Source organism: Gordonia sp. NPDC003429 (assembly GCF_053588575.1).
In genome coordinates, this window is record NZ_JBSFQF010000001.1 from 306,819 (window position 1) to 318,907 (window position 12,089).

Genomic DNA, 12,089 nt, shown 5'->3' on the forward strand with positions numbered 1-12,089 from the left:
CAAGCGCTGGATAGTCTGAAACCCATGGCCCGACCCTCGCGCGTGGCACTCGCCCTCGGCAGCGGAGGTGCGCGCGGATACGCCCACATCGGGGTCCTCGCTGAACTCGACGCGCGCGGATACGACGTGGTGGCCGTCGCCGGTTCGTCGATGGGCGCCCTCGTCGGCGGCCTGTACTGCGCGGGCGGACTCGACGACTACGAGACGTGGATCAGCGGACTCAACCAACTCGACGTCATGCGACTGTTGGACGTCTCCCTCTCCAAGCCGGGCGGGATGATCGGGGCCGAGCGCATCCTCGCCCACGTGCGTGAGATCGTCGGCGACACCGTCATCGAAGATCTGCCCATCGCCTTCACCGCGGTGGCCACCGACCTCACGGCCGGCCGGCCGGTCTGGTTCCAGCGCGGCAGCCTGGTGGACGCCATCCGCGCATCCATCTCCATACCCGGCGTCATCCGGCCCCACGAGCACGACGGTCGACTACTCGCCGACGGTGGCATCCTCGATCCGCTTCCGGTGGCACCCACCTCGGCGGTGCCCAGTGACGTGACGATCGGCGTGGTCCTCGACGCCGACGATCCGCCCGGGCAGGGTGTGTCGGCCACCCCGAAGACCAAGGGAATGATCCGACGGAACGTGGAGCCGTTGCTCGACAACGATCTGGTGCGCTCCGTGCGCGAACGCTTTGTCGCCGACGCCGACCCCGAGGTGGAACTCGAGCCGGAGCCCGACCGGGCCACCCCGATGGGCAGGGTGGAGGTGCTGTTGCGTTCTCTCGACATCATGTCGATAGCCCTGACCCGCTACCAGGTGGCCGGATACCCACCCGACGTGCTGATCCGGATACCGCGGAAATCGGTGCGCACGTTGGATTTCCACAAGGCCACCGAGATGATCGAACTGGGCAGGGCGCGCACCGCCGAAGCCCTGGACAAAACGGCCGAGGCCACGTGAGGACCCGATGAGGCAGATCCCCAGAGGTATCTGGGTGCTGCTGTCGGCCAACGTGGTGATCGCCCTGGGCTTCGGGCTCATCGCTCCCGCGCTGCCGAGCTTCGCGCGCAGCTTCGACGTCGGCTACACCGCGGTGTCCGCGGTGGTCTCGGCGTTCGCGGTGATGCGGCTGCTGTTCGCCCCGGCCACCGGTCGGCTCGTCACCGTGCTCGGGGAGCGGCGCATCTACCTCAGTGGCCTGCTGATCGTTGCGGCGAGCACCCTCGCGTGTGCCTTCGCGCAGAGCTACTGGCAGTTGCTGGTGTTCCGTGGGCTCGGTGGGATCGGTTCCACCATGTTCACCATTTCGGCGATGGCCCTGCTGATCCGGCTCTCGCCCAACGAGATCCGCGGTCGCGTGGCCGGATTCTTCTCGGCCGGGTTCCTGATCGGCAGCATCACCGGGCCGCTGATCGGCGCTCTGCTGGTGGGTTTCGGTCTGCGGATGCCGTTCATCGTCTACGCCGTCGCCCTGGTGATCGCCGCGGCGGTGGTGGCGACACAACTGCGTGACACCGGCGTCGCCGACGCCGTCAGCGACGACGGACCGGGTGTGATGGCGTTGCGAACGGCGTTGCGCGACAGCACCTACCGGGCCATCATCGCGTCGAACTTCACGCAGGGATGGGCGTCGATGGGTGTGCGGGTGGCGGTGGTGCCGCTGTTCATCACCGAAGGTCTCGGCGCGGTTCCCGCGATGGCCGGGGTGGTGCTCGCGGTGTACGCGGCGGGCAACGTGGTGGCCATCCTGGTGGCGGGCCGGATGTCGGATAGGCTCGGTCGCCGACCGGTGATGCTGGTGGGCCTGGCGATCATGGCGGCGGCCACGGTGGGCCTCGGCTACTCACCGAACCTTCCGGTGGCCATGGGCCTTTCGCTGCTCGCCGGGGTGGGTTCGGGACTGTTCGCACCGACCCATCAGGCCGCTCTGGCCGACGTACTCGGGGCGCGCAGGCAGGGCGGGTCGGCGCTGGCCGCCTACGGGATGTCGTCGGACCTCGGCGCGATCACCGGTCCGCTGGTGGCCGGGTTCGTCGCGCAGCGCGCAGGATTCGGTCCCGCCTTCGTGCTCAGCGCGGTGGTCGCGGGCATCGCGCTCCTGTTCTGGCTGTTCGCGCACGAGACCGCACCCGAAGTGGTCGGTGCGCAGGTCAAGCTCACTGCGCCGCCGCCGACTCCCGACGGTCCGACCCGATGATGTCGGCGTCGCCACAGAGTCGTATGAACAGAGTCGTTGTACGGAAGGTCGTGTGCACAGAAGGCCCGTGTGCACAGAAGGCCCTACGTACAGAACGGGCGCGTATGAGGACCACGACACGCACCTGTGCAGGTCGTCCTCCTCTGAGCCGCCCATTCTGTACCGAGACCCGCTGAGCCCACCGAGACCCGCTGGGCCCACCGAGACTCGATGACCCTGAGCGCGCGATCACAACGCACTAGGGTGGGTCCATGACCTCCGCGTCGCACACCTACGCACTGGGATCGGACTCCGAGGTGGGGCGACTGCGGGCGGTCATGCTGCATCGCCCCGGCGACGAGTTGCGGCGTCTGACACCACGCAACAGCGACCAGTTGCTCTTCGATGGCCTCCCGTGGGTCACCCGCGCGCAGGAGGAACACGACGCCTTCGCCGCGGCCCTGCGCGCCCGCGGGGTGGACGTGTTCCTGCTCGGGGATCTACTCGTCGAGACCATCGAGCACAGCGGAGCGGCCCGCATCCAGGGAATCGCCGCCGCCGTGAACGCACGACTGCTCGGCCCGCACCTGGCCGCGGAACTGTCCACACATCTGCGCGGGCTCGCGGCCCCCGACCTCGCCGACCTGCTGATCGCCGGCATGACCTTCGACGAACTACCGCTCAGCCCCGCTGCCGCGTCGTCGTCGCTGGTGCGCCGGATGCACCATGGCCCGGAATTCGCCATCGCGCCGCTGCCCAACCTGCTGTTCACCCGCGACAGCTCGTTCTGGATCGGACCCCGGTTCGCCATCACCTCGCTGGCGTTGTCGGCGCGGGTGCGCGAGACATCGCTGACCGACCTGATCTATGCCCATCACCCCTTCTTCACCGGCACGCGGCGCGCCTACGAATCGCAGGTGGCCCCGGTGGAGGGTGGCGACGTGCTGCTGCTCGCACCCGGCGTGGTGGCCGTGGGAGTGGGGGAGCGGACCACACCCGCAGGTGCCGAGGCGTTGGCGCGCAGCCTGTTCGGTGACGGGCTGGCACACACCGTGCTTGCCGTGCCCATCGAGCAGGCGCGGGCTTTCATGCATCTGGACACCGTCTGCACCATGGTCGACACCGACGCCGTGGTGATGTATCCGAACATCCGGGACTCGATGTCGGCGTTCACCCTTCGCGACGCCGGCGATGGATCGGTGTCGGTGACCACGGCGCAACCGTTCGTGCAGGCCGCCGCCGAGGCGATGGGCATCGAGAAGCTGCACGTCATCGACACCGGACTCGACCCGGTGACCGCCGAACGCGAACAGTGGGACGACGGCAACAACACACTCGCCCTCGCGCCGGGAGTGGTGGTGTCCTACAACCGCAACGTCGAGACCAACCACCGTCTGATCGACTCCGGTATCGAAGTGATCGAAATCGAAGGGCGCGAACTGGGTTCGGGTCGCGGCGGGCCGCGGTGCATGTCGTGTCCGCTGTCGAGGGACCCGTTGTGACGGAAACAGTTGCGCCCCTTGGTCGGTTGGTACACATCGATCCGGACAGTGCGCACGCACCCTACGACCAGCTACGGCTGAGGATTCTCGACCTGATCGCCCGCGGCGATCTGCTGGTGGGAGAACGGATTCCGACGGTCCGCGCGCTGGCCGCCGACCTGCGGCTCGCACCCAACACGGTCGCGCGCAGCTATCGTGAACTCGAGGCCGCCGGCGTCATCGAAACCCGGGGCCGCCGGGGCTCCTTCGTCAAGGCCAGCGCGAACACCGCCCTCGAACGCGCGCAGCGCGCCACCTTCGAACACGTTGCGGCACTGCGTGAGATGGGAATCGACGACCCCACCATCGTCGATCTCGTGAAACGGGCCACCGGCGAGTCCGCCCGGTAGACCGGTCGGCTCAGCCCCAGCTCGGCAACCAGATCTGCTGATGCCACTGCTCGGTGGAGATGGGACTCGCCGTGAGAATCGGCCACAGCCACACGAAGTTCGTCACCACCAGCCCGACGTAGATCGCCACCACGAGCAGGCCGAGCACCTGCCGTTCGGGACGTGGCCGCTCAGGTGACGACCGTGTGGCCGTGAGTATGTCGCCGCAACACAACGCGAGCCCCATCACCAGGAACGGTGCCAGGGCCGTGGCGTAGAAGAAGTACATCTGGCGGTCGAGTTCGATGAACCACGGCAGGAATCCGGCGGCGTACCCGACGACCACCGCGGCGTAGCGCCAATCGCGGCGGATCAGCCACGACCACAGCCCCCACAGCAGCATGGGCACCGCCAGCCACCACATGGCTGGCGACCCGATCAGCATCTGCGCGCGCACGCACGGGGCACCACCGCACTGATCGGGCCCGTTCTCCAGGGCATAGAGCATCGGGCGCAGACTCATCGGCCACGTCCACGGTTTGGACTCCCACGGGTGATGGTTGCCCGCCGAATTGGTGAGGCCGGCATGGAAATCCAGTACCCCCGACTGGTAATACCAGAGCGAGCGCCACGCGCCGGGCAGCCACGACCACATCCCGCCGTCGCCGATGGTGTTGCCCACCTGGTAGCGGTACACCGATGTCTCGCTGGTGAACCACGGAATGAACGTCGCCAGATAGATCGCGATCGGCATCGCCACCAGGCTCGCACCGCCGGGCACCACGTCGCGCACCAGCGTGCCCACCCAGGGTCGGCGCACGTGATAGGCCTTACGCGCGGCGACGTCGAATCCGAACGCCAGCAGCGCGAAGAAGATCACGTAGTAGATCCCCGACCATTTGGTGCCGCAGGTGAGGCCGAGCATCAGGCCCGCGGTGAACCGATACCACCGGAATCCCAGGCGGGGACCGTACACCGAATCGTCGATCCGACCCTCCAGATACACCGTGTGCATTCGGGCGCGGACCTGATCGCGGTCGGCGATCAGCGCGGTGAAGGCGGCCACCACGAACAGGCACTGGAAGATGTCGAGCATGCCCATCCGGGACTGCACGAACAGCACGCCGTCGCAGATGGCGAAGATCCCGGCGATCGCACCCACCAGAGTGGAGCGGGTCATCCGGCGCACCACGCAATAGATCATCACGACGATGGCCACGCCCGCGACCGCCGACGACACCCGCCACCCCAGCGGCCCGTACCCGAACATCCACTCGCCCACGGCGATCAGCCACTTGCCCACCGGCGGATGCACCACCAGGCCGTAGGCGGGGTTGTCCTCGATCCAATTGCCGCCCGTGAGAACCTGCCAGCCCTGGGGGACGTAGTGCTTCTCGTCGAAGACGGGCGTTCCCTGGTCGGTGGGTCCGCGCAGCCCCCAGAAGCGGGTGGCCACCGCCAGCAGCGTGATGACCAGCCCGACGAGCAGCCCGCGGGCGCGGTCGGGAGCACCGAACAACGGAGCCGGGATCTCCGGGACCGGTCGGATCCGCGTGGAGCGGAGGTCGACGGCGCGAACGAACGCGGGGCGGGTCCGGTCGTCGGCGGACGCGGCGTCAGGCCGTGCCGGGCTGTCGTCGACGATGGTCACTCGGCCCATCGTAATCGGCGGGGTGACCAGGCCCGCTCGCTGCGCTCCCGGCGCGGGTCACCTCGTAAGCTCGAACACCATGAACTCCTCGCACGCGTCGAACTCCTCGCACGCGTCCGGGCCGGAGTCGGCGCGCACGGACGGCGGCCGGCTGGTATTGGCCGCCACCCCGATGGGACAGCCCGGCGACGCCTCACCCCGGCTGCGCGAGGCGCTCGCCCACGCCGATGTGGTGGCCGCCGAGGACACGCGCCGCGCCCGCGCGCTCGCCGCAGCGCTCGACGTGGAGATCGGCGGCACCCTGATCAGCTACTACGACCAGGTGGAAGCCGCGCGCACGCCCACCCTCATCGAGGCGATCACCGCCGGTCAGACGGTGCTGTTGATCACCGATGCCGGCATGCCGTCGGTCAGCGACCCCGGATTCAGGATCGTGGCGGCCTGCGCGGAGGCGGGACTCACCGTGACGGCACTGCCCGGCCCGTCGGCGGTGACCACCGCGCTCGCCGTGTCGGGGCTGCCGTCGGAACGCTTTTGTTTCGAGGGATTCGCGCCGCGCAAGAAGGGGCAGCGTGAGGAATGGCTGGCCACCCTGCTCGACGAACCACGCACCGCGGTGTTCTTCGAGTCGCCGCACCGGCTGGTCGACACCCTCGCCGACGCGCTCGCGGTGCTCGGGCCCGATCGGCGCGCAGCCGTCTGCCGCGAACTCACCAAAACCTACGAGGAGGTGCGGCGCGGCACCCTCGCCGAACTGGCCACCTGGGCCGCCGATGGCGTGCGCGGGGAGATCACCGTGGTGCTGGCCCCCGGCGAGAAGTCGGCACCCGACCTCGCCGAACTGGCGACCCGCGCCGAGGCTCTCGTCGCCGCGGGACATCGACTGAAAGACGCGTGCGCCGAGGTGACCCGAGGAACCGGGGCGTCGCGGCGCGAGGTGTACGAGGCGGTGCTGGCCGCGCGCACTACCGCGCAGTGACGTCCAGGGTCACCGAGGGAGCGAGCCGATAGGGGCGGCTGGAGATCAGCGGGCCGATCATGCGGCGCAACCGCGACATCTCGGCGCGCACCGCCACGACGTGGCCGGAGTCGCCGTAGAGGTGATAGCTGAGCTGGGCGGCGCTCAGACCGGCCTTGCCTGCGTCGGCGACGAGCAACATGATCTGCGCGTGACGTCGGGTGAGCACCACCCGGCGCTCCTCGCCGTCGCCGGTGACTGCGATGGTCGGCTCGCCCTGGAGGTCGAGCGCGACGCGCAGGGGATGTGCCGGACCCGCGGGACGGATCACCCATCCGCTACCGGCGCGCTCGGCGACGCACGATCCCAGACCGGGGATGAACTGGCGTACGCCCTCCTGCGGAGGAATCACCCGCGGTGGTGGGATGACGCCACGGCTGTCGGCCACCAGGCCGTCGTCGTCGACGAGCAATGCGGTGGGCAGTGTCGCGAACGCATCCGACGCGGACTCGCGCAATGCCCGTAGCGATCGCTGGTGCGCACCGATGATGCCGCGTTCACACAGGGTGGCGATGGTGTGCGCGAGCACCGTGGCCGCCGGTTGGATGGCGTGGGCCGGTCCGGCCAGCGCGATGATGCCTGCGAGGTCGCCGGTGTGCCGGTCGAACACCGGTGCTCCGCTGCAATATGTTCCGCGCAACGCGTCCGCATAGTGTTCGGCGGGCAGTACCTGATGGGCACGCGGATCGGCGATCACCTGGCTCACCGCCGTGGTGGCGCACGACTCCTCGTCCCAGCGCGACCCTTCGGTGATGTTGAGGGCGTCGGTGTGCGAACGCACGTGGCGTGACCCCTCGTTCCACAGCAACACCCCGTCGGCGTCGTGCACGCCGAGCATCAACTCCGAATCGTGATGAGTCGACGCGAACAACTCCAGCGAATCGCCGACGGTGTGGCGCATCGGCGATTCCGATCGCAGTTGTGCCAGTTCGGCGCGGTCGACGCGGGGCGGGTCATGCTGGTCATGGCGCCTGCCGCGGGCGCGGACACGCTGCCAGGACTCGATGATGGACTGCTGTGGCCGGTAATCGGCCGGATATCCGGCGGCTGCCGGGGCGTCGGCGGGCACCCGACACAGCAGCGACTCACGAATCTCGTCTGCGGAGGCGGCGCTGTCCGTGTCGATGATGCCGGTGCGCATTTCGCAAGGCTACCCCACAGGCGCTTGACGTGCGGTGATGATCGTATGCGCCTTGTCGAGGCACTCCTGCCACTCACGGTGCGGAACGGAATCGATCGTGATGCCGCCGCCCACCCCCAGCGACGTGCGCCCGGCGGGGTCGATCTCCACGGTTCGGATCGCCACGTTGAGATCGAGCAGATGGTCGGGGCCGGCCAACCCCACCGCGCCGCAATAGACGCCCCGGGCGTCGGGTTCCCACTCGTCGAGCAGGTCGAGCGCTCGCAGTTTCGGTGTCCCCGTCACCGACGCCGGCGGCCAGGTGGCGTCGATCAGCCGGTCATTGCCGACAGCCGGGTTCAGCCGGGCCTGAACCCTCGACACCAGATGCCACACGCCGGGCGCGGGCACCACGCGCAGAAGGTCGGCGACCCGTACGGTTCCCACCTCGGCGACGCGCCCCAGATCGTTGCGGACCAGATCGACGATCATCACGTTCTCCGCGACGTCCTTGGTCGACGTCGACAACAGCACGGGGTCGGCGTGCGCGGCAACGGTGCCCTTGATGGGCGCCGACCACACCGTGCTGCCCGAGCGTCGCAGGAAGGTTTCGGGGGAGAAGCTCGCGACCGCGCCCCATTCACCTTGCAGGAAGGCGGATTTGGCGGGCGCGGTACCGCGGGTGAGGTCGGTGTAGAAATCGAGTGCCGAGCCGTCGAGTGTTCCGGTGAAGCGCGTACAGACGCACGCCTGATAGATCTCGCCGGCGCGGATGGCGTCGAGGCATTTCTCGATCGCGTCAAGGTGCGGTTCGTGTGGGGGTGCATTCCAGTTCGCGGTCCAGCCGGTGTGCGCCTCCGGTGGCGTCGTGTCGTCGACGGCGTACCGCACCCAGTCCGGCATCGCGGACCCGTCGAGCGCCACGTGCTCCCAGAAACCGTTGCGCAACAACAGAATCCTGTCGGTGAGGCCGCCCGCGGTGACCGGCAGCGTCGATTGTCGGGCGCGCCGGCCGCCGAAACCCCGGTAGCCCAACCAGAATTGGGTGGGCAGGTCCGGCGGTGCGATGTCGCGACGGATCTCGATCGACGGTGCGATCACCGCATCGGCGTCGCACCAGTCGCCGACGAGCGCTGCGGGTCCGGGCACACCTTGGCGTCGGGCGGCCGACTCCAGGCGACGCAGCGTGCGCAGGGCCACGGCGGTGGCGTCCGTGACACCGGCGGTGGCGCTGCGCGGTTTTTTCACGCCTCGTATCGGGGGAAAACCGGTGTGGGCTTGGGCAATTCGGTGCCCGGTACGATGCGGTCGCCCACCGCGGTGAAGTTGCGGCGGTCGCCCACCGAGAGCAGATCGAGCAGCCGTGCACACGATTCCGGCATCACCGGTTGGGTGAGCAGGGCCACCACCCGCACCACTTCGGCACACACGTACAGGACGGTGCCGGTGCGTTCGAGGTCGGTCTTGGCCAGCTTCCACGGCTCCTGCGCGGAGATGTAGCGGTTGGCCTGTGCGAGCACCGACCACAGCGCCTCGAGTCCGAGGTGGATGGCCTGCTGGTCGAAATGCGCACGCACACGGGGCAACAGGGCGTCGACGGCGTCGAGCAGGGTCTGGTCGTCGGCGGTGTAAGAGCCGGGTTGCGGCACCTGTCCGCCGAAGTACCGCCCGATCATCGACAGGGTGCGTTGGGCGAGGTTGCCGAACTCGTTGGCCAGGTCGGCGTTGATGCGCGCGACGATCGCCTCCGCGGAGTACGACCCGTCCTGTCCGTAGGACACCTCCCGCAGGAAGAAGTACCGCACCGGGTCGAGGCCGAACTCGTCGATCAGGTTGTCGGGGTCCACCACGTTGCCCACCGACTTGCTCATCTTTTCGCCCTTGTTGAACAAAAAGCCATGAGCGAACACGCGTTTGGGCAGTTCGATACCGGCACTCATCAAGAAGGCAGGCCAGTACACGCAGTGGAAGCGGATGATGTCCTTACCGATCACGTGCAGGTCGGCGGGCCAGTACCGGGCGAAAGTGTCGGGGTCGTCGGGGAATCCGGCGCCGGTGAGGTAGTTGGTGAGGGCGTCGACCCACACGTACATGACGTGATCGGGGTGCCCGGGTACCGGTACACCCCAGTCGAAAGTGGTGCGCGACACCGACAGATCGGTGAGGCCACCCTTGACAAAGCTGATGACCTCGTTGCGTCGGACATCGGGTCCGATGAAGTCGGGGTCGCGGTCGTAGAGATCGAGGAGCTTGTCCTGATAAGTGGACAGACGGAAGAAGTAGGTCTGCTCCTCGGTCCAGGTGAGGACGTGGCCGTTGTCGGTGGCCACACGGTTGCCGGCATCGTCGACGGTGGTGTCGGCCTCGGCGTAGAACAGTTCGTCGCGCACGTCGTACCAGCCGGCGTAGGTGTCGAGGTAGATGTCACCGGCGTCGGACATGCGGCGCCAGATCTCCTCCGACGCGCGCTTGTGGTCGGCGTCGGAGGTGCGGATGAACCGGTCGTAGCTCGAACCGAGCCGATCCTGCAGTCTCTGGAACCGATCGGAATTGCGTGCGGCGAGTTCGGCGGTGGGGATACCTTCGGCCTCCGCCGTCTGCTGCATCTTCTGCCCGTGCACGTCGGTGCCGGTGAGGAACCGGAGGTCGAACCCGTCGAGACGCTTGAACCGCGCCAGCGCGTCGGCCGAGATGTACTCGTAGGCGTGACCGATGTGTGGTGCGCCGTTGGGATAGGCGATCGCCGTCGTCAGGTAGTACGGGCGTCCGGCCCCATGGGAGTCGGGCACGTCGGTGCTGGTCGGGTCAGTGGGCATAGTGATGCTCAGGATACGTGGTGGGATCGGGCCGCGGCGGTGCGGCCATGTCGGACCCGCACCGGGCGCGGGCATCTGACACCAACCGATTCTGGCACCCGATTGCATCGTCGGGCGTCCGCCACGGACACCCGGGGCGGATAGGCTGGAGCCATGGTGATGGCTGATCGTCCCGGGGTGAACACGGCATCGGTGCCGGTGACGGCGCTGACGATGGTGGGACTCGCCGACAACATGGTGAACGGGCTGGCCAGAGTGCCGTTCCGGGCGTTCTGGAAGGGGCCGAGCGGCCTGCTCGACAACGTCGGTCAGTCCGTCACACGCCAGGCCGTGCGCTCGTTCATGGGCTACATCGTCGGACTGCCGATCGAAGAGTTCCGATCCATGGAGAAGGTTCTCGACGACCTGTGCCGCGTGGTGATACCGCCGTTCATCCGGCTCACCGACGGGGTGGAGGTGACCGACGACGAGATCAACGGGGTGCCCGGCCTGTGGCTGCGTTCCCGGGCGAGCTCGGACGAGTTCGTCGCAGACCACGCGCAGAAGAAGTCGATCGACGCCACCGTGCTGTACCTGCACGGCGGCGGCTACATCGGCACCACCCCGATGATGTACTCCGCGTTCGCCGCGTCGCTGGTCAGCGGTACCGGGGCCGAGGTGTTCATCGCCGACTACCGGATGGCCCCGGAGTTCCCGTTCCCGGCCGGCGTTAACGACGCGGTCGACGCCTACCAGGGTCTGCTCGACCGCGGTGTGGACCCCGACCATCTCATCATCGCCGGCGACTCCGGGGGAGGAGGGCTGACAACGTCGGTGCTGGCGTTCCTGCACGAGCGGGGACTGCCGAAACCGGCTGCGGTGGCACTTTTTTCGCCTGAGGTGGATCTCGACCTCACCCACGACTCGGTGACCGACAACGCGCCCAAGGACATCCTGCCGTGGAACGTCCCGGTGACCCCGTATCTGCACGGCATCGAGCCCGACGACGAGCGGGTGTCCGCCGTCTACGGGGTCCCCGATCCGGAGTGGTTCCCCCCGACCTTCGTCTGCTCGGGAGAGGACGAGATGTTCCGCGATCCCATCCGCGACTTCGTGGCGGGACTGCGTGAGTCGGGCGTGGAGGTGATGTCGCTCGAGGAACGGGGGATGTTCCACGTCTTCCCCATTCTGATGCCCTGGGCCGAGGCATCGCACGAGGTGTACCGCGAACTCGACGCCTTCATCAACAAGCACGTCACCCCGGACACCGACGCGGTAGCTACCCACTGACCGCCAGTCGAGCGCCCCTCGCTGGTTGAGCTTGTCGAAACCACCACCCGCCGGTTGAGCGCCCCCGCCCGCTGGTTGAGCGCCCCTCGCTGGTTGAGCTTGTCGAAACCACCACCCGCCGGTTGAGCGCCCCCGCCCGCTGGTTGAGCGCCCCTCGCTGGTTGAGCTTGTC

Annotated in this window: 10 protein-coding genes; 6 read left to right on the forward strand and 4 right to left on the reverse strand. The window is 68.2% G+C overall.

Going from position 1 to position 12,089, the window contains the following annotated elements; genetic code table 11:
* Positions 1 to 24: 24 nt before the first annotated feature.
* The 4 genes from ACWDSI_RS01455 to ACWDSI_RS01470 all read left to right on the forward strand — a co-directional run bounded on the left by ACWDSI_RS01455 (position 25) and on the right by ACWDSI_RS01470 (position 4,064).
* A complete protein-coding gene (locus ACWDSI_RS01455; protein WP_449755450.1) occupies positions 25 to 957 on the forward strand; it encodes a patatin-like phospholipase family protein in 933 nt (310 codons plus the stop codon).
* A gap of 7 nt (positions 958 to 964) precedes the next feature.
* Positions 965 to 2,194: an MFS transporter gene (locus ACWDSI_RS01460; protein ID WP_449755451.1), complete on the forward strand. Its 1,230-nt coding sequence runs from the start codon at positions 965 to 967 to the stop codon at positions 2,192 to 2,194.
* A gap of 251 nt (positions 2,195 to 2,445) precedes the next feature.
* Complete coding sequence (locus ACWDSI_RS01465) at positions 2,446 to 3,675, forward strand: arginine deiminase (RefSeq protein ID WP_449755452.1); 1,230 nt, start codon at positions 2,446 to 2,448, stop codon at positions 3,673 to 3,675.
* Positions 3,672 to 4,064, forward strand: a complete 393-nt coding sequence (locus tag ACWDSI_RS01470) for a GntR family transcriptional regulator (protein ID WP_449755453.1) — start codon at positions 3,672 to 3,674, stop codon at positions 4,062 to 4,064. The genes ACWDSI_RS01465 and ACWDSI_RS01470 overlap by 4 nt, the downstream gene beginning before the upstream one ends.
* A gap of 10 nt (positions 4,065 to 4,074) precedes the next feature.
* On the opposite strand, the gene ACWDSI_RS01475 is transcribed toward ACWDSI_RS01470, so the two are convergent.
* Positions 4,075 to 5,703: a dolichyl-phosphate-mannose--protein mannosyltransferase gene (locus ACWDSI_RS01475; RefSeq protein ID WP_449755454.1), complete on the reverse strand. Its 1,629-nt coding sequence runs from the start codon at positions 5,701 to 5,703 to the stop codon at positions 4,075 to 4,077.
* Between the two features lie 70 nt (positions 5,704 to 5,773).
* On the opposite strand from ACWDSI_RS01475, the gene rsmI reads away from it, so the two are divergent.
* Positions 5,774 to 6,673: a 16S rRNA (cytidine(1402)-2'-O)-methyltransferase gene (rsmI, locus tag ACWDSI_RS01480; protein ID WP_449755455.1), complete on the forward strand. Its 900-nt coding sequence runs from the start codon at positions 5,774 to 5,776 to the stop codon at positions 6,671 to 6,673.
* Here the strand turns inward: rsmI and ACWDSI_RS01485 are convergent.
* From ACWDSI_RS01485 to metG, 3 genes are read right to left on the reverse strand one after another with little or no spacing between them, the layout of a single operon-like run.
* Positions 6,660 to 7,853 carry a GAF domain-containing protein gene (locus ACWDSI_RS01485; RefSeq protein ID WP_449755456.1) on the reverse strand — a complete coding sequence of 398 codons (1,194 nt, stop codon included), beginning with the start codon at positions 7,851 to 7,853 and terminating at the stop codon, positions 6,660 to 6,662. The genes rsmI and ACWDSI_RS01485 overlap by 14 nt on opposite strands.
* Positions 7,854 to 7,862: 9 nt before the next feature.
* Positions 7,863 to 9,080: an aminodeoxychorismate synthase component I gene (locus ACWDSI_RS01490; protein ID WP_449755457.1), complete on the reverse strand. Its 1,218-nt coding sequence runs from the start codon at positions 9,078 to 9,080 to the stop codon at positions 7,863 to 7,865.
* Positions 9,077 to 10,648 (reverse strand): methionine--tRNA ligase, encoded by a 1,572-nt coding sequence (gene metG, locus ACWDSI_RS01495; RefSeq protein ID WP_449755458.1) that lies wholly within the window; start codon positions 10,646 to 10,648, stop codon positions 9,077 to 9,079. The genes ACWDSI_RS01490 and metG overlap by 4 nt, the downstream gene beginning before the upstream one ends.
* Positions 10,649 to 10,801: 153 nt before the next feature.
* Here metG and ACWDSI_RS01500 point away from each other — a divergent pair, with 153 nt between their 5' ends.
* Entirely contained in the window at positions 10,802 to 11,917 is a 1,116-nt protein-coding gene (locus ACWDSI_RS01500; protein ID WP_449755459.1) for an alpha/beta hydrolase, read from the forward strand.
* The last annotated feature ends 172 nt before the right edge of the window (positions 11,918 to 12,089 follow it).